Annotated in this window: 18 protein-coding genes and 1 pseudogene; 6 read left to right on the forward strand and 13 right to left on the reverse strand. The window is 69.7% G+C overall.

Annotated elements, in window-relative coordinates; genetic code table 11:
* Positions 1-4: 4 nt before the first annotated feature.
* The 4 genes from ACPWT1_RS01285 to ACPWT1_RS01300 are packed head-to-tail and all read right to left on the reverse strand — an operon-like array spanning position 5 to position 4781.
* Positions 5-1210 (reverse strand): CaiB/BaiF CoA transferase family protein, encoded by a 1206-nt coding sequence (locus ACPWT1_RS01285; RefSeq protein WP_427913635.1) that lies wholly within the window; start codon positions 1208-1210, stop codon positions 5-7.
* A gap of 46 nt (positions 1211-1256) precedes the next feature.
* On the reverse strand, positions 1257-1622 hold the full coding sequence (locus ACPWT1_RS01290; protein ID WP_427913636.1) for a polyhydroxyalkanoic acid system family protein: 366 nt from the start codon (positions 1620-1622) through the stop codon (positions 1257-1259).
* Entirely contained in the window at positions 1615-2718 is a 1104-nt protein-coding gene (locus ACPWT1_RS01295) for an aminopeptidase (protein ID WP_427913637.1), read from the reverse strand. The genes ACPWT1_RS01290 and ACPWT1_RS01295 overlap by 8 nt, the downstream gene beginning before the upstream one ends.
* Positions 2715-4781 (reverse strand): molybdopterin-containing oxidoreductase family protein, encoded by a 2067-nt coding sequence (locus ACPWT1_RS01300; RefSeq protein ID WP_427913638.1) that lies wholly within the window; start codon positions 4779-4781, stop codon positions 2715-2717. Before ACPWT1_RS01300 ends, ACPWT1_RS01295 begins: the two co-directional genes overlap by 4 nt.
* 292 nt (positions 4782-5073) lie before the next feature.
* On the opposite strand from ACPWT1_RS01300, the gene ACPWT1_RS01305 reads away from it, so the two are divergent.
* Positions 5074-5460, forward strand: coding sequence for a hypothetical protein (locus ACPWT1_RS01305; protein ID WP_427913639.1), 387 nt, complete (start codon positions 5074-5076; stop codon positions 5458-5460).
* A gap of 29 nt (positions 5461-5489) precedes the next feature.
* On the opposite strand, the gene argE is transcribed toward ACPWT1_RS01305, so the two are convergent.
* The gene (gene argE, locus ACPWT1_RS01310; protein ID WP_427913640.1) at positions 5490-6662 is read right to left on the reverse strand and encodes an acetylornithine deacetylase; all 1173 of its coding nucleotides are present in this window, start codon (positions 6660-6662) and stop codon (positions 5490-5492) included.
* 73 nt (positions 6663-6735) lie between these two features.
* Here argE and ACPWT1_RS01315 point away from each other — a divergent pair, with 73 nt between their 5' ends.
* From ACPWT1_RS01315 to ACPWT1_RS01330, 4 genes and pseudogenes are all read left to right on the forward strand, one after another.
* Complete coding sequence (locus tag ACPWT1_RS01315; protein WP_427913641.1) at positions 6736-8412, forward strand: methyl-accepting chemotaxis protein; 1677 nt, start codon at positions 6736-6738, stop codon at positions 8410-8412.
* A 144-nt stretch (positions 8413-8556) separates the two neighbouring features.
* Positions 8557-9747 (forward strand): M20 aminoacylase family protein, encoded by a 1191-nt coding sequence (locus ACPWT1_RS01320; protein ID WP_427913642.1) that lies wholly within the window; start codon positions 8557-8559, stop codon positions 9745-9747.
* A pseudogene (locus ACPWT1_RS01325) lies at positions 9747-10843 on the forward strand (M14 family metallopeptidase). The gene ACPWT1_RS01320 and the pseudogene ACPWT1_RS01325 overlap by 1 nt, the downstream one beginning before the upstream one ends.
* Before the next feature lie 61 nt (positions 10844-10904).
* Positions 10905-12458, forward strand: coding sequence for a glycine betaine ABC transporter substrate-binding protein (locus ACPWT1_RS01330; protein WP_427913643.1), 1554 nt, complete (start codon positions 10905-10907; stop codon positions 12456-12458).
* 8 nt (positions 12459-12466) lie between these two features.
* On the opposite strand, the gene ACPWT1_RS01335 is transcribed toward ACPWT1_RS01330, so the two are convergent.
* Complete coding sequence (locus tag ACPWT1_RS01335) at positions 12467-12691, reverse strand: hypothetical protein (protein ID WP_427913644.1); 225 nt, start codon at positions 12689-12691, stop codon at positions 12467-12469.
* Positions 12692-12776: 85 nt separating this feature from the next.
* Entirely contained in the window at positions 12777-13817 is a 1041-nt protein-coding gene (locus tag ACPWT1_RS01340; RefSeq protein ID WP_427913645.1) for an adenosine deaminase, read from the reverse strand.
* A gap of 289 nt (positions 13818-14106) precedes the next feature.
* On the opposite strand from ACPWT1_RS01340, the gene ACPWT1_RS01345 reads away from it, so the two are divergent.
* Entirely contained in the window at positions 14107-17145 is a 3039-nt protein-coding gene (locus ACPWT1_RS01345) for a S8 family peptidase (RefSeq protein WP_427913646.1), read from the forward strand.
* Positions 17146-17227: 82 nt separating this feature from the next.
* Here the strand turns inward: ACPWT1_RS01345 and ACPWT1_RS01350 are convergent, their stop codons facing one another.
* From ACPWT1_RS01350 to ACPWT1_RS01375, 6 genes are all read right to left on the reverse strand, one after another.
* Positions 17228-17614, reverse strand: coding sequence for a hypothetical protein (locus ACPWT1_RS01350; protein WP_427913647.1), 387 nt, complete (start codon positions 17612-17614; stop codon positions 17228-17230).
* 44 nt (positions 17615-17658) lie between these two features.
* The gene (locus ACPWT1_RS01355) at positions 17659-18447 is read right to left on the reverse strand and encodes a hypothetical protein (RefSeq protein ID WP_427913648.1); all 789 of its coding nucleotides are present in this window, start codon (positions 18445-18447) and stop codon (positions 17659-17661) included.
* Between the two features lie 193 nt (positions 18448-18640).
* Entirely contained in the window at positions 18641-19813 is a 1173-nt protein-coding gene (locus ACPWT1_RS01360; protein ID WP_427913649.1) for a BMP family ABC transporter substrate-binding protein, read from the reverse strand.
* A gap of 37 nt (positions 19814-19850) precedes the next feature.
* Positions 19851-20771 (reverse strand): ABC transporter permease, encoded by a 921-nt coding sequence (locus tag ACPWT1_RS01365; protein ID WP_427913650.1) that lies wholly within the window; start codon positions 20769-20771, stop codon positions 19851-19853.
* A 151-nt stretch (positions 20772-20922) separates the two neighbouring features.
* Positions 20923-21990: an ABC transporter permease gene (locus ACPWT1_RS01370; RefSeq protein WP_427913651.1), complete on the reverse strand. Its 1068-nt coding sequence runs from the start codon at positions 21988-21990 to the stop codon at positions 20923-20925.
* The gene (locus ACPWT1_RS01375; RefSeq protein WP_427913652.1) at positions 21977-23494 is read right to left on the reverse strand and encodes an ABC transporter ATP-binding protein; all 1518 of its coding nucleotides are present in this window, start codon (positions 23492-23494) and stop codon (positions 21977-21979) included. The genes ACPWT1_RS01370 and ACPWT1_RS01375 overlap by 14 nt, the downstream gene beginning before the upstream one ends.
* Positions 23495-23544 lie beyond the last annotated feature (50 nt).

A 23544-nucleotide genomic window follows, 5' to 3' on the forward strand; every position in this document is an offset into this window, starting at 1 on the left:
AAGGTCAGTTCGACACCACGCCGCGGTCCTTCAGGGCCTGGATCTGCACCTCGGTCAGGCCCACCTCGCGCAGCACCGCGTCGGTGTCCTGCCCCAGGGCCGGCGCGTTGCGGCGATGGCCGCCCGGCGTGAGCGACAGCTTGGGCACGATGCCGGGCACCAGCAGCTTGCTGCCGTCGTCCATGCGCACCTCCTCGAGCATGCCGCGGGCCTTGTAGTGCGGATCGGCCGCGATGTCCGCGACGGTGTAGATGCGGCCGGCCGGAACCTTGGCCTCGTCGAGCGCGGCCAGCACCTGGTCCACCGTGTGGCGCCCGGTCCATGCACCAATCGCGGCGTCGAGTTCAGCGACGCGCGCCACGCGGCCGTCATTGGTCGCGAGCGCCGGATCGGCAGCGAGGTCTGGCCGGCCGATCACGCCCATGAGGCGCCGGAAGATGCTGTCGCCATTGCCCGCGACCAGCGCATAGCCGCCGTCGCTGCACTTGTAGGCATTGGTCGGTGCGATGCCGGGCAGCGCGCTGCCTGCGGCCTGGCGCACCGCGCCGAACGCGCTGTACTCGGGCAGCAGGCTCTCCATGCAGTTGAAGACGGCTTCGTACAGCGCGACATCGATCACCTGCCCCTTGCCAGTCGCATGCCTGTGATGCAGCGCGAGCAGGATGCCGATCACGCCATGCAGCGCCGCCAGCGTGTCGCCGATCGACACGCCCACGCGCACGGGCACGCGACCCGGCTCGGCCGTGAGATGACGCAGGCCGCTCATGGCCTCGGCCACCACGCCGAACCCCGGCCGGTCGCGGTAAGGGCCCGTCTGCCCATAGCCGCTGATGCGCAGGACGATCAGGCGCGGGTTGGCGGCGAGCAGTGCGTCGGGCCCCAGCCCCCAGCCTTCCATCGCGCCGGGGCGGAAGTTCTCGACCAGCACGTCGGCTTCCGCGGCGAGCTTGCGCACGATGTCCTGCGCCGCCGGCTCTTTCAGATCGAGGGCCACCGAGCGCTTGTTGCGCGACTGCACCTGCCACCACACCGAGGTGCCGTCCTTCAGCAGGCGCCACTTGCGCAACGGGTCGCCGCCGCCCGGTGGCTCGACCTTGACCACGTCCGCGCCGAAGTCGGCGAGCGTCTTGGCGGCGAAGGGGCCGGCGATCAGCTGCCCCAGCTCCAGCACTTTGAGGCCGGCCAGCGGGCCAGGCGTCGATGTGTCCATGTGCCTTGGATCCTTGATGGCAGCGCTGCGCGGACGGTGCCGGCTGTCAGGCCTTCTTCGCGCGCCGGGCGCGCCGGGACTCCCGATCCGCGAGGGCCTGGTCGAACGCCTCCAGCGGGTTCTCCTGCGCCAGCAGGTCGTCGAGGTTCTTCACGATCTCTGTCTCGATGCGGTCCTTGAACGCGCCGAGCAGGAATCCCAGCCGGGCATGCAGCTCGAACGTCGTGGCGGTGACCTTCAGCTCGCCGTTGACGCCCGACCGCGTGAAGCTCAGGACGTCGGACTCCTTGCCTTCCTCGTACGTGCACTCCATGTCGAACTTCTGCTCCGCGGTCTCGGCCCAGCGGAACGCCAGCTGGCGCGCCTTGGGCAGCCCGAGGGCGTGGCTGCGTTCGATGTGGATGTCAGGCATGGGAGGAATCCTTGGTCGTTGTCAGCCGGGCCTGGCGCTCGGCCTTCGGCAATTCGGCGAGCCGCTTCGCTTCCGCGTAGAACCGCTTCCAGTCGCCGCCCACGGAGGCGAACAGCGCCTCGAAGCCGGGCACGAGGTCGTCGTACGCGGCCTGCGCGCCGAACGAGGCGTTGTTGGCCTGCGCCACCCACTGGTCGGTGAGGCGCAGTCGCGCCGGATCGAGGTTCCAGCCGGCACGGATCTCCCGGTAGCCGGCCCGGAAGCGCGCCAGCAGCTCCTGCTTGCGCTCCTCGCGCACCGGGTCGGTGAGCGACAGGTCGGCGTACACCGCTTGCAGGCGCTTGCGCGTGTCCTGCGTCAGCGCGCGGAACTGCAGCCGGCGCGCGTTGTAGCGCGCATAGTCCTCGCGCGCCTTCTCGCTTGCCTGCGTCTGCAGCCAGCGCTCCACGCCCAGGCGTTCCACCGCGGTGGCGAACGACTCGTTGAACATGGTGTCGTCCTTGACGTAGACGACCTGGTGCGCCAGCTCGTGGAAGATCATCCGCGCGAGCTCGCCTTCGGGATAGTTGATGAAGGTGTTCAGCAGCGGATCGCCGCCGGCCCAGTTCATCCAGCCGAGGGTGGAATACGCGGGCACCGGATAGGTCGCGGCCTCGTAGCCCTCGGCCCGCGCGCGCTCGGCCTCGGACCTGGCCTCGCGCTCGTCGAAGTAGCCCTTGTAGCCTACGCAGCCGGTGACCGGGAAGCACCAGGTCTTGAGCTTGAGCGAGTAGGCCGGCGCCGCCACCACGTTCCAGATCACCGCGCTGCGCTGCAGGTCGGCATAGCGGCGGTAGCTCGGGTTGTCGGGCAGCAGCAGTTCGCTGGAGGCGTACGCGCGGATGCGCTGGCTGAGGGCCAGCTTGTCCTTCAGGCGTTGCGGCGCGTGGCCGTCGGCCAGCCAATCCTGCACGGGCCTGGCGGCCTGCAGCATGCGCATGTGGCCGCTGGCCGACTGCCAGTAGTAGCCCAGGTTGGAGCACCCGGACAGCGCGAGCACCGAGGCCGCGACGACGACGGATCCGAACAGCGATCCCACCAGCCAGCCCCGCCTCACGCCGCCTGCACTTCCACCAGGCAGTCGTAGAACACCGGGCCGCCGCCAAGGTCGGTGAGCCGCTGGCTGGTGAGCTGGTTCACGTTGGTGCCGCGCAGGCCGTCCTTGCGCCACCAGATGCCCAGGCCGTTCACCACGCCGGGCCGCGCGCGCGGCGACACCTCGGCCTTGCAGTGGTACTCGCCGCGGTCGTTGAACACGCGCACCACGTCGCCGTCGGCGATGCCGCGCGGCTCGGCGTCGGAGGGGTGCATCTCGAGCACCGGCTCGCGCTCGATGTCGCGCAGGCTGCGCAGGTTCACGAACGTGGAGTTGAGGAAGTTGCGCGCCGGCGGCGAGATCATCGCCAGCGGATAGTGCGGCGAGCTGCCGACCGCTTCGTGGTTCGGCACATGGTCGGGCAGGCCGTCGAGGCCGCGGCGTGCCAGTTCGGCGCTGAAGAATTCGCAGCGGCCCGAGGCCGTCGGGAACCGGCCTTCCGCGAACGGCGCATCGGCGATCGGGAGGGACGCATAGCCATTGGCAAGCAGTTGCCCGAAGTCCAGGCGGTCACCGAAGGCCTGGCGGCACATCTGCTCGTCCGTGTCGGCGAAGCAGGGATCGTCGAAGCCCATGCGCGCGGCCAGCTCGCGGAAGATCTGCGAGTTGGGTTTGGCCTGGCCCACCGGCGCAATGGCCGGCCGATTCAGCAGCACGTCGGTGTGGCCGTAGGCGGTGTGCAGGTCCCAGTGTTCGAGCTGCGTGGTCGCAGGCAGCACGTAGTCGGCGTAGTCCACCGTGTCGGTCTGGAACTGCTCCAGCACCACCGTGAACAGGTCGGGCCGGCCGAAGCCCGCGGCCACCTGGGCCGAGTCGGGCGCGACGGCCAGCGGGTTGCAGTTGTAGACAACCACCGCTTCGACCTGCGGGCCGAACGCGGGCGACGACGGCCGCTGCAGGTCGTCGCCGATGGTGATCATGTTCAGCGTGCGCGGCGTGCGCCCGGCCAGCAGGTCGGGACGCTGCAGGGCCGCGCGATCCACCGGATACCAGCCGGAGCTGGACAGCAGCACGCCGCCGGCGCGATGGCGCCATGCGCCGGTCAGCGCCGGCAGGCAGGCCACGGCACGCGCCGCGTTGCCGCCACCGCGCACGCGCTGCATGCCGTAGTTCAGGCGGATCGCGGCCGGCTTGATGGTGCCGTAGTCGCGCGCCAGGTCGCGGATCTGCTGCGCCGGGATGCCGCACACGGCCGCCGCACGTTCGGGCGTCCAGCGCAGCGCGCGTTCGCGGAGCGCCTCCCAGCCCAGCGTGTGCTGCGCGATGTAGTCGTGGTCGAGCCAGTCGTTCACCACCAGTTCGTGCATCAGCGCCAACGCCAGCGCGGCGTCGGTGCCGGGCAGGATCTGCAGGTGCTCGTGGCACTTCTCGGCCGTCTCGGTGCGGCGCGGATCGATGCACACCAGCTTCGCGCCCTGCCGCTTGGCCTCCTGCACCAGGCGCCAGAAGTGCAGGTTGCTGGTGATCGAGTTGCTGCCCCAGATGAGGATCAGGCGCGCCTCGGTGAAGAACTGCACCTGCATGCCGACCTTCGCGCCGAGGGTGTGCAACAGGCCGACGCCGCCGGCGGTGGAACAGATCGTGCGATCCAGCAGCGAAGCCCCGAGCTTGTGGAAGAAGCGGCCGGCCATGCCTTCGCCCTGCACCAGGCCCATGGTGCCGCAGTAGCTGTAGGGAAGGATGGCCTGCGGATCGCGCGCGGCGATCGCCTTCAGGCGCGCGGCGATGTCATCGAGCGCGACATCCCATGTCACCGGCTCGAAGCGGCCCGAGCCCTTGGGCCCGACGCGGCGCAGCGGCTGCAGCAGCCGCTCTGCATGGTAGGTGCGCTCGGTGTACTTCGAGACCTTCGCGCAGAGCACGCCGGCCGTGGGCCGGTGCGCGGGATTGCCGTGCACCTTCACCGCCACGCCGTTCTCGACCGTGGTGACGAGCGAGCAGGTGTCGGGACAGTCGTGCGGGCACGCGCCCAGCACCTCGCGGGTGGCTGCGGGAATGGCGGGGGAAAGAGTGCCGGCGCTCAAAGCAAGTCCTTGGATGGCCACGGAGACGGGCGGTTCCGGGCGAGCCGTCCGTCCCGACGGGGTGGCAGCCAACATGGTACCGGGCGTCCGCAAGCCCGCTCCTCCGCAGGGACCCTGCCCGCCCCCTCGGCCGCAGTGCTGCCCATCCATGGGAACGGTAGAGCTGGCGCTGTAGTCGTGCCACGGAAACCCGTGTAGGAACGGCCCAAGAGCCGCCCCGACGGGCCCACAGCCGCCGAGGCCGGCGCAATACTGCGAGACATCCTTCACACACACATCGGGAGTGACCGACATGAACAAAGCCATCCCGCGCGCCCTTGGCGCCGCCATCGCCCTGGCCTTCGCCGCCGCCCTGCCGGTGCAGGCGCAGAACTCGACGTCCAAGGGCACGGACCCGGCCACCGGCGGCCGCCCCGCCGAAACCGCGGTCGACCAGTCGACCGGCAAGACGCCGGCCGTGGTCGAGCGCGCCGAGAAATCGCGCCCGGCCCAGGCCACCAAGCGCGTCGCCAAGAAGGGCACCAACGTCGCCAAGAAGGCCGGCCACAAGACCGCCAACGCGATGCGCAGCACCGGCGACAAGATCTCCAGCAAGCTGCCCAAGGGCGGCGAGGCCAGCACCGGCAGCACGGAGGCCGGCGCCGCCGGCACGAACGGCGCCCCCGCCACCAGCCGCTGAACGAATGCCGGGCCGGGGCCCTGGCGCTCCTAGCCCAGCTCGCGCGTGGCCGCCAGGCCGCGCATGAAGGCCTCGCAGCGCGCCAGCTGCTCCAGCGAGACGTACTCGTCCGGCTGGTGCGCCTGGACGATGCTGCCGGGCCCGCACACCACTGTCGGGATCCCGGCGTTCTTGAACAGCCCGGCCTCGGTGCCAAAGGCAACCAGCGTCGTGCGCTGCTCGCCTGACAGGCGCTGCGCCAGCCGCGTCACCGGGTCCTGCGCCGAGCCGAGGAAGCTCGGGATCTCGCAGATCGTCTCGAAGCGGAAGCCCGCGTCGGGCGCCACCTTCTTCATCGCCGGTTCGAGCGTGCGCGCATGCGCCTCCACCTGCGCCTGCATCGCCCGCGCATCCGCCGTGGGCAGGTCGCGGAACTCGTAGCGGAACTCGGCGTCGCGCGGCACCACGTTGTCGGCGATGCCGCCGTGGAACTGGCCCACGCTGGCGGTGGAAAACGGCACGTCGAAGCCCTCGTAGCGCGGTTCGTCGCGCTCGAAGCCTTCGGCCATGTCGCGCACCTTGCCCACCAGGCGCGCCGCCATCTCGATGGCGTTCACCGACTGCGGCGTCAGCGACGAGTGCGCCTCCTTGCCGCGCACGCAGCACTTGTAGCGGTAGACGCCCTTGTGCGCGATGGCCGGCACCATGCTCGTGGGCTCGCCCACGATGCAGGCCAGCGGCTTCACGCCCGCCTCGCGCATGTCGGCGATCAGCTCGCGCACGCCGAAGCAGCCGATCTCCTCCTCGTAGCTGAACGCCAGGTGGACCGCGAACGGCGCATCGCTGGCGAGGAAGGCCTCGGCCTGGGCGACCGCGATCGCGATGAAGCCTTTCATGTCGGCGGAGCCGCGGCCATACAGGCGGCCGTCGTGCACCTCGCCCGACAGCGGATCGGCCGACCAGTCCTGCCCGTCCCAGGGCACGGTGTCCGTGTGGCCGGACAGGATGACGCCGGCCGGCTTGCCCTCGCCCAGCGTGGCGAACAGGTTGGCCTTGGTGCGTTCGGCGTTGAACGTCAGGCGCGACTTCACGCCCAGCTTCGCGAGCTCGTCGCGCACGAAGTGGATCAGCGCGAGATTGCTGTTGGCGCTGACGGTGTCCATTCGCACCAGCGCCTGCGCCAGGCCAAGCGCGCGAGGGGAAGGCCGGGAGTCCTGGGTCATGGCGCCATTCTGCCGAGCGCGCGCGGACTTGATCCAGCTCAAGTCCCGCCCATCCGCGCCGAAGGTAGGCCGCATGCAACTCTCATTCCGCACCAAACTGGTCCTGCCGCTGGTCCTCAGCTGGCTGTGCCTCCTGGCCGTGATGGCCCAGACGATCCACCAGCAGCGCTCGCTGCGCATGTCCGAGCGCCAGGCCCAGCTGGTCGCGGTCACCGACATGGCCATGTCCATCGCGAAGGAGTACGACGGCCTGGCCACGGCCGGCAAGCTGCCGCTGGACGAAGCCAAGACCCAGGCGCTGGCGCGCATCCAGGCCCTGCGCTACGGCTCCTCGGGGTACTTCACCATGCTGGACGCGCGGAGGGTGCTGATGCACCCGTTCAAGCCCGAACTCGTAGGCACCGACGTCGCCGCGTTCAAGGATCCCGACGGCGCTCAGGTCTACGTCGACGCGCTGAAGGTCGCGGCCGCGGGCGGCGGTTTCACCTCCTACCTGTGGGCCAAGCCGGGCGAGAAGCAGCCGGTGTCCAAGATCGCCTATGACGCCGCCTACAAGCCCTGGGCCTGGACCTCGATGACCGGCCTGTACGTCGATGACCTGGACGCGCTGTTCCGCCGGGACCTGCTGCGCGGGCTGGCCCTGCTGGCGGTGATCGGCCTGGCGCTGACGGCCGTGGTGCTGCTGATCATCCGCAGCGTGGAGCGCTCCGTCGGCGGCGAGCCGGCGCACGCGGCCGACACGGCGATGCAGATCGCCAACGGCAACCTCGCGGTGGACGTGCCGCTGGCCGCCGGCGACGACCGCAGCCTGATGTTCGCGATCGGCACCATGCGTGACCGGCTGGCCGAGATGGTGGGCAACGTGCGCAGCAGCACCGATTCCATCGCGCTGGCGTCGAGCGAGATCGCCTCGGGCAACAACGACCTGTCCAGCCGCACGGAGGAGCAGGCCAGCGCCCTGCAGCAGACCGCCGCGTCGATGAAGCAGCTGGCCGAGACCGTGCGCCAGAACGCCGAGAACGCCGAGCAGGGCAACGGCCTGGCGATGAGCGCCTCCAGCGTCGCCGCCCGCGGCGGCGACGTGGTCGGCCAGGTCGTCGAGACCATGAAGGGCATCAACGAGAGCAGCCGCCGGATCGCCGACATCATCTCGGTGATCGACGGCATCGCGTTCCAGACCAACATCCTCGCGCTCAACGCTGCCGTCGAGGCGGCCCGCGCCGGCGAGCAGGGCCGCGGCTTCGCCGTGGTCGCGGCCGAAGTTCGCACGCTGGCCCAGCGCAGCGCCGACGCCGCCAAGGAAATCAAGTCGCTGATCACGACGAGCGTGGAACGCGTCGAACAGGGCACCCAGCTCGTCGACCAGGCGGGCGCCACGATGGACGAGGTGGTGCAGAGCATCCGCCGCGTCACCGACCTGATGGGCGAGATCAGCGCGGCCAGCCGCGAACAGAGCCAGGGCGTTGCGCAGATCGGCGACGCGGTGAACCAGATGGACCAGGTCACGCAGCAGAACGCCGCGCTCGTCGAGCAGAGCGCTGCTGCCGCGGACAGCCTCAAGGCCCAGGCGCAGCAGCTCGTCGGCGCCGTGGCCGTGTTCCGCACCGGCGGCCACGAGGCCTCGAACAGCCCGATGCCGCAGCCGGCGCATCCGTCGCCACGTGCCATGCAGGTTGCCTCGAAGACGAGAGCGGCGACCACGTCCGTCCCGCTGGCCCGCACCGGCACAGACGACTGGCAGGCGTTCTAGACAGGACGGCACACGGGGGCGATGCGGACCAAAGTGTTCGCCATCGCCGGGTGGTAACAGCCGAGCTGTCGCGGAGAACCCCTCATGCCCTGCCCCGCCGGGCAGGGCTAGACTGCCTCTCCTCCCCCGAAGTCAGCGCTCCCCATGAACATCCTCGATTCCATCGTCACCCAGGCGGCGACCATCGCCGCCATCCGCCGCGACCTGCACGCCCATCCCGAACTCTGCTTCGAGGAGCACCGCACCGCCGACGTGGTGGCCGCCAGGCTCACCGAATGGGGCATTCCGGTGCACCGCGGCATGGGCACCACCGGCGTGGTGGGCATCGTGAAGAACGGCACCAGCGACCGGGCCGTGGGCCTGCGCGCCGACATGGACGCGCTGCCGATGCAGGAGTTCAACACCTTCCCGCACGCCAGCAAGCACCCCGGCAAGATGCACGCGTGCGGCCACGACGGCCACACGGCGATGCTGCTGGCGGCGGCCCAGCATTTCGCGAAGCACCGCAACTTCGACGGCACCGTGTACCTGATCTTCCAGCCGGCGGAGGAAGGCGGCGGCGGCGCGCGCGAGATGATCAGGGACGGCCTGTTCGACCGCTTCCCGATGGAAGCCGTGTTCGGCATGCACAACTGGGCCTCGCCGGCCGGCAGCTTCGCCGTGAGTCCCGGGCCGGTGATGGCGTCGTCCAATGAATTCAAGATCACGATCCGCGGCAAGGGCAGCCACGCCGCACTGCCGCACAACGGCATCGACCCGGTGCCGGTCGCGTGCCAGATGGTGCAGGCGTTCCAGACCATCATCAGCCGCAACAAGAAGCCGGTCGACGCGGGCGTGATCTCGGTGACCATGATCCATGCCGGCGAGGCCACCAACGTCGTGCCCGACAGCTGCGAGCTGCAGGGCACCGTGCGCACCTTCACCACCGAGGTGCTCGACATGATCGAGAAGCGCATGCAGCAGGTGGCCGAGCACGTGTGCGCCGCGCACGACGCCAGGTGCGAGTTCGAGTTCGTGCGCAACTACCCGCCGACCGTCAACAGCGTGGCCGAGGCCGAGTTCGCGCGCCAGGTGATGGTGTCGATCGTGGGCGAATCCAACGTGACGCCGCAGGAACCCACCATGGGCGCCGAGGACTTCGCGTACATGCTGCAGGCCAAGCCCGGCGCCTACTGCTTCATCGGCAACGGCGACGGCAGCCACCGCGAGATGGGTCACGGCGCTGGCCCCTGCGTGATCCACAACCCCAGCTACGACTTCAACGACGACCTGATCCCGCTGGGCGCCACGTACTGGGTGCGCCTCGCCGAGGCTTGGCTGGCGCGGGGGCGCTGATGCCGCTGGAGCAGGCGTTCTCCGCGAGCTACGCGCAGGCCCGCGAGCGCTTCCTGGAGTCGGCGCAGGCCGCGGGCCTGCTGGTGGAATCGAAGCTGCATCCCGGGAAGGGCCGCGACGGCGAGGACCTCGCGATGGACGTCGCGCGCGACGGCGACCCGAATGCCCCCACGTTGCTGATCCTGTCCAGCGCCTGCCATGGCGTCGAGGGCTTCTGCGGCAGCGGCATCCAGGTGGCCGCGCTCAACGATGCCGCCTGGCGCGAGTACGCGCGACGCCGCAGCGTCGCGGTGCTCTACATCCACGGGCTCAATCCCTACGGCTTCTCGCACCTGCGGCGCACCACGCACGAGAACGTGGACCTGAACCGCAACTTCCACGACTTCGAGGCGCCGCTGCCCGGGAACCCGCGCTACGCCGAGCTCCATCCGCTGCTGTTCCCGGCTACCTGGCCGCCCGAGCCCGCCAACGAACAGAAGCTGGCGGAGTGGCTGGGGCGCCATGGGCCGGCGGCCTACCAGGCGGCCATCAGCAGCGGCCAGCACGACTTCCCGACCGGGATGTACTTCGGGATCGGGAGGCCACGTGGAGCAACCGCACCCTGCGCGAAGTGCTGCGCGCGCATGGGCGCCGTGCCGCGCGCATCGCGTGGATCGACTTCCACACCGGCCTGGGACCCAACGGCGTCGGCGAGCGCATCTACGCCGGTCCGGACGACGCGTCGCAGATCGCCCGCGCCCGCCGCTGGTGGGACGGTGGCGGCAGCACGCCGGTGACCTCCATCTACGACGGCTCGTCCACCTCGGCCCTGCTCACCGGGATGATGTGGTCGTGCATCCTCGACGAGTGCCCGCAGGCCGAATACACAGGCATCGCCCTCGAGTACGGCACCCAGCCGCTGCTGCAGGTGCTGCAGGCCCTGCGCGCCGACCACTGGCTCGACCAGCATCCCGAAGCCCCGGCCGAGCTGGCTGCGCAGATCCACCGGCAGATGCTCGAGGCCTTCTACACCGACACGCCCCAATGGCGCGAGCAGATCGTGGAGCAGGCACGAGACGCGATGGTGCAGGCCGTCGATGGACTGGTGAAGGGTTGAGCGATGCGGCGCGCGCCCTGAGCACCGCACGCGCCCTGCCGCGCGTGCACACTGCACGCCCATGAGCGCACCCACGGTTGGTCCCCAGGCCTGGCACCGGCGCGCGCTCGCCGCCGTCCTGCTCGCGGGCGTCTCACTCGTTTCCGCTGCCGCGCCCGTCGTGGTCGGCTCCAAGCGCTTCACCGAGAGCTACATCCTCGGCGAGGTCGTGCGGCAGGTGCTGGTGGACGCCGGCACGCCGGCCGTGCACCGGCAGGGGCTGGGCAACACGGCGGTGATGGAGCAGGCGCTCGCCAACGGCAGCATCGACCTGTATCCCGAGTACACGGGCACCGTCGTGCGCGAACTGCTCCAGCGCAGCGATGCCGGCTCGCCCTCGCTCGATCAATTGAACACCTGGCTGGCGCCCCGCGGGCTGAAGGCGGGCGTGCCGCTCGGCTTCAACAACAGCTATGCGCTCGCGATGCGCGAGGACGTCGCCGCGCGCCTGGGCATTGCCTCGATCTCCGACCTGGCGCGCACGCAGGCGCCGCTGCGCCTGGGGCTCTCGCACGAGTTCCTGGTGCGCGCCGACGGCTGGGGCGCCCTGCAGCGCGCCTACGACCTGCGGCTCGTGCCCGGCAGCGGCCTCGACCACGGGCTCGCGTACCAGGCGCTGGCGCAAGGCCAGGTCGACGTGGTGGATGCCTACACCACCGACGCGCAGATCCAGCGCCTGCACCTTCGCGTGCTGCGCGACGACCGCAGCTTCTTCCCGCGCTACGACGCCGTGCTGCTGATGCGCCAGCAGGTGGACACGCGCGTGCTGTCGGCGGCGCTCGCGGGTCGCATCGACGAGGACGCGATGCGCGCGATGAACGCCGCGGTCGAACTGGACGGCCGTTCGTTCGAGGAAGTCGCGCGCGACTTCCTCGCGTCACGCCGCAATGGTGGGAGCGCCATGACCGCGGCCGCGCCTGCGCGCCGCCCCGGTTTTCTCGACCGGTTGTTCGCGCCAGACCTGCCGCGCCTTCTGCGCGAGCACCTGACCCTGGTCTTCGCGTCGCTCGCCGTCGCGGTCGCCGTCGGCGTGCCGGTCGGCGTGCTGGCGCACCGGAGGCCGCGCCTCGCCGCGGTGCTGTTCGCGGTGGTCGGCGTGGTGCAGCCGATTCCGTCGCTCGCGCTGCTGGCGTTCCTGATCGTGCTGGTGGGCACGATCGGCTTCGTGCCGGCGCTGCTGGCACTGTCGGTCTACGCGCTGCTGCCGATCGTGCGCAACACGCATGCGGGCCTGGCGAGCCTGCCGCCCGGCATGCGCGAATCCGCGCTGGCGCTCGGCATGCGCGAGGGCCAGGTGCTGCGCAGCATCGAACTGCCGCTGGCCGCGCCGACCGTGTTCGCGGGCATCAAGACGGCGGCGGTGCTGAACGTCGGCACCGCCACGGTCGCGACGTTCATCGGCGCCGGCGGACTGGGCGAGCGCATCGTGGCGGGCCTGGCCGTCAACGACACCGCGTACATGCTCGCGGGCGCCGTGCCGGCTGCCCTGCTGGCACTGCTGCTGCAATGGCTGTTCGATGCGATCGAGCGGTGGATGCGGCGCACGCCCGCGTCACGCGACGGGCAACACCGCTAGCGGGGCAATCACCAGGGCTTGCCGAAGCCGCCGAGTTCGATCGAGACCGCGACACCCGGGACGACCGTGGTGAGCCGGAACTCGGGAAGCGGTTCAGGGGCGGGCGCCAGCCCGTCCAGCGCGGGCGCGGGGCCGGCTTCGTGAGCACCGTGGGGGCAGGATGCGAATCCGCGCACGAACTGCTCCGCGGCACCATCGGGCGACGTGAGGGGGCTCGTCAGGCGGGCGGCCATGCAGCATCTCCAGGGACCTTGGCACCACTCTAGTTCGTCCGTTGGAGTTGGCAAGCACAGCAGGATCGCCCGTTGGTGCCATGACCTAGGCGAACTGCGCGAAAGCCGCGTCGAGCTGGTCGCGCCAGCGGCGCTTCTGCTCCGGCTCGGCGAAGCTGGCCTCGAAGCTGTTGGCCGCCAGTTGCCAGGCGTGCTGCGCCGAAAGCCCGGTGGCCGCGAAGGTGCGGGTGAAGTTCTCGTTGAGATAACCGCCGAAGTACGCCGGGTCGTCCGAGTTCACGGTGGCCACCAGTCCCGCATCGAGCAGCTCGCGCAGGTTGTGCTGCTCCAGCGCCGGGAACACGCACAGCTTGAGGTTGGACAGGGGGCACACCGTGAGCGGGATGCGGTCCTGCGCCAGGCGCCGCATCAGCTGCGGGTCCTTGCTCGACTGCACGCCATGGTCGATGCGCTCGACCTTCAGCAGGTCCAGCGCGGTCCACACGTACGATGGCGGCCCCTCCTCGCCCGCATGCGCCACCAGGTGCAGCCCCAGCTCGCGGCAGCGCGCGAACACCTTGGCGAACTTCTCGGGCGGATGGCCGACCTCGCTGGAATCCAGCCCGACGCCGATGAACTTGTCCTGGAATGGCAGCGCCTGCTCCAGCGTCTCGAAGGCCTCGCCCTCGCTCAGGTGCCGCAGGAAGCACAGGATCAGCGACGCGCTCACGCCCAGCTCGGCCCCGGCCCGGGTGCATGCCGAGTGCAGGCCGTTGATGACCGTCTCCATCGCCACGCCGCGCGCGGTGTGCGTCTGCGGGTCGAAGAAAAGCTCCGCCCGCACCACGTTCTCGGCCTTCGCCTTCAGCAGGTAGGCCCAGGCCATGTCGTGGAAGTCGCGCTCGTTGATCAGCACGCTGGCGCCGGCGTAGTAGATGTCCAGGAAGCTCTGCAGGTTGGTGAAGGCATAGGCCCGCCGCAGTTCTTCGACGCCCGCGTAGGGGATGGCGATGCCATTGCGCCGGCTCATCTCGAAGATCAGCTCGGGCTCGAGCGAGCCTTCGATATGGATGTGCAGCTCGGCCTTGGGCATGCGGCGCAGCAGCTCGGGCAGGCGTTCGGCAGCAATGGGGGGAACGGCAGGCATGGCGGACTCCGGAACGACGTGGGATTGTCCGCGTAAACCCGCAGTGCCTTCGATGCGCGCGCAGCGCGAATGTGCACGGTCCCGTTGGATGCATGCACGCGCGCGCTTGTCCTCCTGTCAGGTTTGGCGCGCGGTCCTCGTTGGCCCTCTTGACGAGCCACGGGACGCATGACGGAATGCGCGGGCGGCTCATGCATTGCACGAAATGCAAGGCCGCTCAGCCAACACGAAGAACCGGCCGTCCGACGACCCACAAGGCCATCGGCCGGTCAACCAGGAGACAGACCCGATGATTCCCACCTCGAGCAAATGGCTCGCATCCGTGTTGGCGGCGAGCGTGCTCGCCGCCTGCGGAGGCGGTTCATCCCCAAGCACCAGCGCGTCGACATCGGCGCCGACCTCCGCGGCGCTGGCCGTGCAGGTGGTTCCCGCGGAAGCGTCCGCGCAGGTGACCGACCAGCCGGTCGACGGCGACCGCGCCAACCGGCGCGCCTCGGCCGCCACCAACAAGGTCTACATCGTCCAGATCGACGGCCAGCCCGTGACGGCCTACGACGGCAGCATCAAGGGGCTGCAGGCGACCAAGCCGCGCAAGGGCCAGAAGATCGACCCCGACTCCCCGGCGGTCACCAACTACATGGCCCACCTCGCCTCGCGCCACGATGCCGTGCTGCGCGGCGTGGGCGCGGCCAAGAAGCTGTACAGCTACGGCTACGTGTTCAACGGCTTCGCGGCCGAGCTGTCCGACTCGCAGGCGCAGCAGCTCGCGCTGTCCAAGGGCGTGCTGGCCGTGAGCAAGGACGAAGTGCGCACGATGGACACGGCGTCCACGGCGACGTTCCTCGGCCTGGCCGGTGACAACGGCCTCTGGGCCAAGACCGGTGCCAAGGGCGAGAACGTGATCATCGGCATGGTCGACTCCGGCATCTGGCCGGAGTCGGAAAGCTTCAGCGACAGAACCGGCACCAATGGCAACGGCACGCAGGACGGCAAGCTGGACTACCACCAGATCCCCGGCTGGCATGGCAAGTGCACGCCCGGCGACCAGTTCGATGCCAGCAACTGCAACCAGAAGCTGATCGGCGCGCGCTACTACAACGCGGGCTGGGGCGGCAACGCGGCGATCAACGCCAACTGGCCGGGCGCCGAGTACAACTCGCCGCGCGACTGGGGCGGCCATGGCACCCACACGTCCAGCACCGCGGCCGGCAACTCCAACGTCACCGTCACCGGCCCGGCAGCAGCCTTCGGCAAGGTCACCGGCATGGCACCGCGGGCGCGCATCGCGGCCTACAAGGTGTGCTGGTCCACCGAAGCCTTCCAGGGTGGCTGCTTCAACTCCGACAGCGTCGCGGCCATCGAGCAGGCGGTGGCGGACGGCGTCGACGTGATCAACTTTTCCATCAGCGGCACGACCACGAACTTCCGTGACCCGGTCGAGATCGCCTTCATGAACGCGGCCGATGCGGGCGTGTTCGTCGCTGCGTCGGCAGGCAACTCCGGTCCCACCACGGGCACCGTCGCGCATCCGAGCCCCTGGCTGACCACGGTCGCCGCGGGAACGCACAACCGCTCGGCGGTCGGCTCCGCGCTGGTTGGCAATGCCACCTACACGGGCGCGTCCCTGGCTGCAGCGTCCGCCGGCCCCGCCCCGCTGGTCGACTCGGCCACCGCCGGCCTGCCGACCGCAAGCGCGACGGCCGCCTCGCTCTGTTTCTCGTCCAGCTGGCCGGGCGGCCCCGGACTCGATCCCGCCAAGGTCAAAGGGAACATCGTGCTGTGCGCCCGCGGCACCAACGACCGCGTCGACAAGAGCAAGGCCGTGGCCGAAGCCGGCGGCATCGGCATGATCCTGGTGAACACCAGTCCCAACAACCTGGTGGCCGACTACCACTCGGTGCCCACCGTCCACGTCGACGTGGCCTACCGCAGTGCCCTGCAGGCGGCTGCCGCCGCAGGCACGACCGCCACGGTGAACCAGTCGCACCTGGACTTCTCGACGCCGGCGCCGTACACCGCATCGTTCTCGTCGCGCGGGCCGTCCTCCGCGAGCGGTGGCGTGCTGCTCAAGCCCGATGTCATCGCGCCCGGTCAGTCGATCCTGGCGGCCGTCGCGCCCCCCGGCAACAGCGGCCGCAGCTTCGACCTGTACGACGGCACCTCGATGTCCAGCCCGCACGTGGCCGGCATCGCGGCCCTGTTCAAGGAGCTGAACCCGTCGTGGTCGCCGATGGCGATCAAGTCGGCGCTGATGACGACGGCCTACGACGTCCTCGACGGCCCCAACACCCACCCGCTGGTGATCTTCCGCCAGGGCGCGGGCCACGTGCGGCCGCTGGCCGCGACGGACCCCGGCCTGGTGTTCGATTCGGGCTATGCCGACTGGCTGGGCTTCCTGTGCGGCACGCAGCTGCCGACGGCGTTCTGCACCGCGGCCGGCGTTCCGGTCGTGGCGCCGCACAACATGAACGTCGCCTCGATCGCGCTGAACGCCATGCCAGGCATCCAGAAGGTGACGCGGCGGGTCACCAACGTCGGCAAGACCAGCGCCACCTACACGGCCAGCGTCGCCGGTCTCAGCGGCTTCGGCGTGACCATGTCTCCGGCATCGCTCGAGATCGGTCCCAACGAGACCAAGAGCGTCGATTTCACGTTCACCCGCACGGCAGCCACGCTGAACGCCTACACGGGCGGCCAGCTGACGCTGAACGATGGCACGCACAACGTGCGCGTCCCCGTGGTCATCCAGCCGGTGGCCCTGGGCGCGCCGACGGAAGTCAACGGCACCTCGTACAAGGTGAGCTTCGGCTACGACGGCAACTTCAGCGCTACCGCGCGCGGCCTGGTCCCGGCCACCAAGTCGAGCGACACCGTTCTCACCAACGGCTACAAGGAGTTCAGCTTCACGATGGCCCCGGGCCTGAGCTACGTGCGGTTCTCGCTGTTCGACACCGACGTCAGCGCGCCGAGCGACCTGGACATGGAGGTCTACTACAACGGAGCCAAGGTGGCCTCGAGCGGCGGTCCCACCGCGGCCGAGCAGGTGAGCTTCACCAGCGTGCCTCCTGGCGCCGTCCTCACGGTGCGCGTGATCGGTTTCGCCACGCCGGCCGCGGGCACGACCTTCACCCTGTACAGCTGGCAGCTGGGCACCACGGCCGCAGGCAACATGACCGTGTCCGCGCCGGCCAGCGCCATGACCGGTCAATCCGGCACCGTGACGCTCACCACGAGCGGCCTGAACACCGGCGACAAGTACCTCGGGTCGATCGTCTACGGCGGCGCCTCCGGCCTGCCGGCGCCCACCATCGTACGCATCGACAACTGATCGCGATCAGTGGCCGCCTCGGCGGCTGCGACTTCGAGCCCGGGCCAGCGATGGTCCGGGCTTTTTTTCGCCTCGCGCGCCCTCAGCTGCGTCCGCCGCCCGGCACCGGTTCCTGGGCCCGCCCGGGCGGGCACAGCACCAGCCCGCCGCGTTCGCTGGCGTGGTAGTCCCACACTTCGCGGCCGACCTGCAGCCGGATGCGGTAGCCCGGCACCAGCGCCTGCGTGTAGCCCATGCCAGGCCTGGGGCAGCCGAGACTGCCATCGGGCCAGGTGACGGACTCCAGCGCGACGAGCTTCATCTCGCGCGCGGGCAACCCCGAACGCCCCGCGGCGTCGGAACGCGCGGCTTCCACCAGCGACTCGTGGGGCGATGGATGCACGGCAGGCTGCAGCGTGGGCTGGGTGGCCGTCGCGGCGCAACCGGCAAGCGATGCGCCGACTGCGGCGAGGAGGACGAGGCTGCGCACCCGTCGATTGTGGATCCCGCGAATGCAACGCGCTTCCGGTGTCGTCAGCGATCGATCCGGGCCCGGCGCCGCGGCCCGAGATAGGTCATCAGCAGGATGCCGACCACCATCACCCCGGCGATCGTCAGCGACGAGTCAATGCGACCCAGCGCGAGGCCGCCCTCGCTGTGCGACTTGGTGAGCGTGTCGCCGAGCGTTGCGCCCAGCGGCCGGGTCAGGACGTACGCCGCCCAGAACAGGATCGCGGCCGGGATGCGCCTGCTCGTGAAGTGCAGGAGAGCCACCACCGCGATCAGCCCGGCGAACACCATGGCGCCCTTCTCGAATCCGAGGCCCGCATCGGACGCGACGAAGTCGCCCAATGCCGTCCCCAGGGTGTTGGACACCAGGATGGTCAACCAGTAGAAGACTTCCTCGCGGCGGGTGCGGATGTTCTCGAACTCGATGCGGCCGGCGACGGCCTTCCACGCGAAGAGGACCGCAAGGACACCGATGAACAGGCCGATGGACGATTTCACATAGCCCAGGCCCACCGTGCGGTCCAGGTAGTCCGACATGGTGGTGCCCACCGTGGTCGTCGCGACCACGACGGCCCAGTAGGCGAACGCGTGATAGCGCCTCGATGCAACCTGGATGGCCAGCGTCACGGCGAAGAAGGCCAGGAAGATGAGGCTGCTGACCGCGTAGCCCAGGTTCAACGTCATCGACAGCGCATCCCCGCCGGTTTCGCCGACCGTCGTGGCCAGGATCTTCACGGCCCAGAAAGCCAGCGTGACCTGGGGAACCTTGCTGTCGATCAGCCAGTGGCCGGGGCGCGAGTCGGTGCGTGTCATCGGACCGACCTTAGGGCCGCCTGCACGCGGTCGGTGCCTGCCCGCGCCGCAGGCGTACGTCGGAAAGCGGCTTGGGTTGCCTGACTCCGGGCTGATCCCGCATCGTCGTGCAAGCCGCCTGCCGAGCCGTGCGAAGGTCCGGCCCAAATGAGGAAGCCGCCCGAAGGCGGCTTCCTCGAGCGCAGCGCCCTGCTTACTTCTTGTCGGCGCCAGGCACCTTGCCTTCCACGCCCTTGACGTAGAAGTTGATGCCGCCCAGGAACTTGTCGTCGGCGACGGCGTCCTTGGCAACCACTTCCTTGCCGGTGTTGTCGACGATCGGACCCTTCCAGATCACGAAGCTGCCGTCCTTCAGGCCAGCCTTCACCGACTCGAGCTTCTTCTTCGCGTCCTCGGGCACGTCGGCCGCGACGGAGACGAAGTCGATCGCGCCTTCCTTGACGCCCCACCAGATCTTGTCGGGCGTGCTCTTCCAGGTGTTGTCCAGCACGTCCTTGATGGCCTTGGTGTAGTACGGCGCCCAGTTGATGACGGCCGAGCCGAGGTGCGCCTTCGGGCCGTAGTTGGTCATGTCGCTGTCCCAGCCGAACGCGCGCTTGCCCATCTTCTCGGCGGTCTGCAGCACGGCCGACGAATCGGTGTTCTGCATCAGGACGTCCGCGCCGCCGTTGATCAGCGAGGTCGCGGCCTCGGTTTCCTTCGGCGGATTGAACCAGTCGCCCACCCACACCACGCGGGTCTTGACCTTCGGGTTCACCGACAGCGCGCCCAGCGTGAAGCTGTTGATGTTGCGCACCACCTCGGGGATCGGCACCGATCCCACCACGCCCAGCGTGTTGGTCTTGGTCATGCTGCCGGCAATGACGCCGGCCATGTACGCGCCCTCGTAGGTGCGGCTGTCGTACGTGCGCATGTTCTCGGCCGTCTTGTAGCCGGTGGCATGCTCGAACTTCACGTCCTTGCTGTCGTTCGCGACCTTGAGCATCGGCTCCATGTAGCCGAAGGTCGTGCCGAAGATCAGCTTGTTGCCCTGCGACACCATGTCGCGGAACACGCGCTCGGCGTCCGCGCCCTCGGGCACCTTCTCGACGAACGAGGTCTGGATCTTGTCGCCGAATTCCTTCTCGACGGCCTTGCGCGCGTTGTCGTGCGCGAAGGTCCAGCCGCCGTCGCCCACCGGGCCGACGTAGGCGAACGCCACCTTCAGCGGCTGCGAGGCCGGCGCGGGGGCGGCCGCGGTGGCGGGTGCCGGCGCGGCGGCGGGTGCGGCGGCTTCTTCCTTCTTGCCGCAGCCCACGAGGGCGGCGGCGGCGAGCGCGGAGAGCGCCGCCACCTGCAGCAGCGAGCGTTTGTTCAGGTCTGTCATCGGGGTCCTCTGAGTTTTGTGACGACGGGGATGCAAATTATGAGCCTGGGTAAAACGGCTTGCCCAGCGACGCCGGCATGTTCACGCGGATCCACGCCGGGTTGCGCGAGATAAGCGCGAGCACCACGATGGTGGCCAGGTACGGCAGCATCGTCAGCACCTGGCTGGGCACTTCGACGCCCGCGGCCTGCAGCTGGAACTGCAGCATCGTCACGCCGCCGAACAGGTACGCGCCCAGCAGGACGCGCGCCGGCCGCCAGGTGGCGAAGGTGGTCAGGGCCAGCGCGATCCAGCCGCGGCCGGCCACCATGCCCTCGACCCACAGCGGCGTGTAGATGATCACCAGGTAGGCACCTGCGACGCCGCAGAGGGCACCGCCGGCCACCACCGCGGCCAGCCGGATCAGCCGCACCGGCTGGCCCAGCGCATGGGCCGACTCGGGCGACTCGCCCACGGAGCGCAGCACGAGCCCCGCGCGCGAGCGGTACAGGAACCAGACCAGGAACAGCACCAGCGCGATGGCCACGTACACCATCGGATGCTGGCGGAACAGCGCGGGCCCCACGACCGGCAGCTCGCCGAGCACCGGGATGGCGAAGCGCGGCCGCTCCGGCAGCTTCTCCTGCACGTACTTGATGCCGGCGAAGGCGGAGAAGCCCGCGCCGAAGAGGCTCAGCGCCAGCCCGGTGGCGTACTGGTTGGTGTTGAGCCAGATCACCAGCACGCCGAAGATGGCGGCCAGCAAAGCCGCAGCCGCCGCGCCCGCCGCGAAGCCCAGCAGGTCGCTGCCGGTGTGCACCACGGTGACGAAGGCGGCGAGCGCGGCGCACAGCATCATCCCCTCGGCGCCCAGGTTCACCACGCCGGCCTTCTCGTTGATCAACAACCCGAGCGCCGCGAGCGCGAGCACGGTGCCCGCGTTCAGCGTGGCCGCGATGAGCAGTGCGTAGCTTTCCATCAAGGCAACCTCGAATGCGGACAACCGGACGCAGAGGACGCAGAAGTTCCGCAAAAGACGCAAAAGAGAAAAAGCGAGCTTGTCAGAGGTTTCTTTTGCGCCCTCTGCGAAACCTTTGCGTCCTCTGCGTCCGGATGTCCGTGTTCTATCTTCATGCGCTCGCCCTTCGCCGGAACCGCACGCGGTACGCGATCAGCGTGTCGCAGGCCAGCAAGGTGAAGAGCAGCAGGCCCTGGAACACGCCGGTGAGCGACTTGGGCAGGCCCAGGCGCGACTGCGCCAATTCGCCGCCGATGTAGAACATGCTCATGAGGATGGCCGAGAACACCATGCCCACCGGATGCAGGCGGCCGACGAAGGCCACGATGATGGCCGCGAAGCCGTAGCCGGCCGGCACGTAGGGCGTGAGCTGGCCGAGCGGGCCGGCGACCTCGAGCGCACCGGCCAGGCCGGCCGCACCGCCCGACACCAGCAGCGCCACCCAGAGCGCGCGGCGCGAGGAGAAGCCCGCGTAGCGCGCCGCCGCGGGCGCGAGGCCGCCCACCTGCTGCGCGAAGCCCGCGCGCGTGCGGAACAGGAACACCCACAGCGCACCGACACCCGCCAGCGCGATCAGCAGGCCGATGCTCACGCGCGAGCCCGTGAACAGCCGCGGGATCTGCGTGACGGCCTCGAAGGTCTTGGTCTGCGGGAAGTTGTAGCCGGCCGGATCCTTCCAGGGACCGAACACCAGGTAGAACAGCAGCTGTTCGGCCACGTACACCAGCATCAGGCTGACCAGGATCTCGCTGGCGTTGAAGCGGTCGCGCAGCACCGCGGTGATCGATGCCCAGAGCATGCCGCCCGCGATGCCGGCCAGCAGGATCAGCGGCACGATCCAGCGGCCGGTGGTCTTGTCCGCCAGCAGCGCGACGCCCCCCGCCGCGATCGCACCGAGCACGAACTGACCCTCGGCTCCGATGTTCCAGACGTTGGATCGGAAGCACACGGCCAATCCCAGCGCGATCAGCAGCAGCGGCGTGGCCTTGATGGTGAGCTCGCCCAGCGCATAGCCGGACTTCAGCGGCTCCCAGAAGAACACCTGCAGCCCGCGCACCGGGTCCTTGCCCAGCGCCGTGAACAGCACGATGCCGATCAGGACCGTGAGCAGCAGCGCCACGACGGGCGAGCCGATGCCCCACCACTTCGACGGCTCCGGCCGCGCCTCAAGCTTGAGCATGCGCGCCCTCCCACAACCCGCTCATCCACTCGCCGATCTTCTCCACCGTCGCTTCGCGTCGCGGCAGCGACGGCGACAAGCGTCCCTTGGCGATCACGTGCAGGCGGTCGCTGACCTCGAACAGCTCCTCCAGCTCTTCGCTCACCACCAGCACCGCGCAGCCCGCATCGCGCAGCGCCAGGATCTCGCCGCGGATCTGCGCCGCGGCACCGACGTCGACGCCCCAGGTGGGCTGCGAGATCACCAGCAGCTTCGGCCGCGCATCGATCTCGCGGCCGACGATGAACTTCTGCAGGTTGCCGCCGGAGAGCGACCGCGCCACGGCCTGCGGGCCGCCGGCCTTGACCTTGAATTTCCCGATGATCGAAGCGGCCTGTGCCTGCAGGGCCCGGGTGTCGATCCAGCCGCCGCGGCCCACCGCCTCGCCGCGGGTGAGCATCAGGTTGTGCGCCAGCGGCAGCGTGGGCACGGCGCCGCGCCCCAGGCGCTCCTCGGGCACGAAGTGCAGCCCGAGCTGCCGCCGCCGCGCCGGGCCGAATCGGCCCGCGGCATGGCCCGCGACACGGATCGACGACGCCTCCGCACGCTGGTCCTCGCCCGAGAGCGCCGCCATCAGCTCGCGCTGGCCATTGCCCGACACGCCAGCGATGCCGACCACCTCGCCGGCGCGCACCTGCAGGGCCACGTCGTGCAGGTCGACGCCGAACGGCGAATCGCGCTCGAGCGAGAGCCGGTCGACCTGCAGCACCACCTCGCCGGCCTGCCGGTCGTGGTGCTCCAGCCGCGGCGGATCGGCGCCGATCATCATGCGGCTGAGCGAGGCATTGCTCTCCTGGCGCGGATCGCATTCGCCGGTGACGCGGCCGGCGCGCAGCACCGTGCAGGCGTCGCACAGCGCGCGGATCTCGTGCAGCTTGTGGCTGATGTACAGGATGCTGCAGCCCTGCGAGGCCAGCTGCCGCAGCACCACGAACAGCTTGTCGACGGCCTGCGGGGTGAGCACCGAGGTCGGCTCGTCCAGGATCAGCAGCTTCGGGTCGGACAGCAGCGCGCGGATGATCTCCACCCGCTGCATCTCGCCCACCGAGAGCGTGTGCACCGGGCGCGAGGGATCGATGTGCAGGCCGTATTCGGCCGCCTTGGCCTCGATGCGGCGCGTCACCTCGGCGAGCTTCAGGTGCTTGTCCAGCCCGAGCCAGACGTTCTCGGCGACGGTCAGCGTGTCGAACAGGCTGAAGTGCTGGAACACCATGCTGATGCCCAGCGCGCGTGCTTCCTGCGGATTGCGCACGTGCACCGGCTGGCCGTTCCACAGCACCTGGCCGGCGTCGGGCCGCACCGCGCCGTAGATGATCTTCATCAGCGTGGACTTGCCGGCGCCGTTCTCGCCCAGCACGGCATGCGTCTGCCCGGGCAGCACCGACAGCGAAATGCCATCGTTCGCCACGACGGCGGGATAGCGCTTGGTGATGCCCTGTAGCTGCAGGCGCGGAACGGCGGTCATCGGGAGGCTGGGACTGTCGGGCTTGGACACCGCCGCAAGCAAGCAGCGTG

Source organism: Ramlibacter sp. MMS24-I3-19, from assembly GCF_050320135.1.
Taxonomy (GTDB): domain Bacteria; phylum Pseudomonadota; class Gammaproteobacteria; order Burkholderiales; family Burkholderiaceae_C; genus Ramlibacter.

Coding starts and splice junctions, on each gene's coding strand:
- ACPWT1_RS01375 (WP_427913652.1), bottom strand. CDS start 23,494: ATGACCGCCGTTCCGCGCCTGCAGCTACAGGGCATCACCAAGCGCTAT.
- ACPWT1_RS01370 (WP_427913651.1), bottom strand. CDS start 21,990: ATGCTCAAGCTTGAGGCGCGGCCGGAGCCGTCGAAGTGGTGGGGCATC.
- ACPWT1_RS01305 (WP_427913639.1), top strand. CDS start 5,074: ATGAACAAAGCCATCCCGCGCGCCCTTGGCGCCGCCATCGCCCTGGCC.
- ACPWT1_RS01335 (WP_427913644.1), bottom strand. CDS start 12,691: ATGGCCGCCCGCCTGACGAGCCCCCTCACGTCGCCCGATGGTGCCGCG.
- ACPWT1_RS01290 (WP_427913636.1), bottom strand. CDS start 1,622: ATGCCTGACATCCACATCGAACGCAGCCACGCCCTCGGGCTGCCCAAG.
- ACPWT1_RS01360 (WP_427913649.1), bottom strand. CDS start 19,813: ATGACAGACCTGAACAAACGCTCGCTGCTGCAGGTGGCGGCGCTCTCC.
- argE (WP_427913640.1), bottom strand. CDS start 6,662: ATGACCCAGGACTCCCGGCCTTCCCCTCGCGCGCTTGGCCTGGCGCAG.
- ACPWT1_RS01285 (WP_427913635.1), bottom strand. CDS start 1,210: ATGGACACATCGACGCCTGGCCCGCTGGCCGGCCTCAAAGTGCTGGAG.
- ACPWT1_RS01330 (WP_427913643.1), top strand. CDS start 10,905: ATGAGCGCACCCACGGTTGGTCCCCAGGCCTGGCACCGGCGCGCGCTC.
- ACPWT1_RS01365 (WP_427913650.1), bottom strand. CDS start 20,771: ATGGAAAGCTACGCACTGCTCATCGCGGCCACGCTGAACGCGGGCACC.
- ACPWT1_RS01340 (WP_427913645.1), bottom strand. CDS start 13,817: ATGCCTGCCGTTCCCCCCATTGCTGCCGAACGCCTGCCCGAGCTGCTG.
- ACPWT1_RS01315 (WP_427913641.1), top strand. CDS start 6,736: ATGCAACTCTCATTCCGCACCAAACTGGTCCTGCCGCTGGTCCTCAGC.
- ACPWT1_RS01355 (WP_427913648.1), bottom strand. CDS start 18,447: ATGACACGCACCGACTCGCGCCCCGGCCACTGGCTGATCGACAGCAAG.
- ACPWT1_RS01320 (WP_427913642.1), top strand. CDS start 8,557: ATGAACATCCTCGATTCCATCGTCACCCAGGCGGCGACCATCGCCGCC.
- ACPWT1_RS01345 (WP_427913646.1), top strand. CDS start 14,107: ATGATTCCCACCTCGAGCAAATGGCTCGCATCCGTGTTGGCGGCGAGC.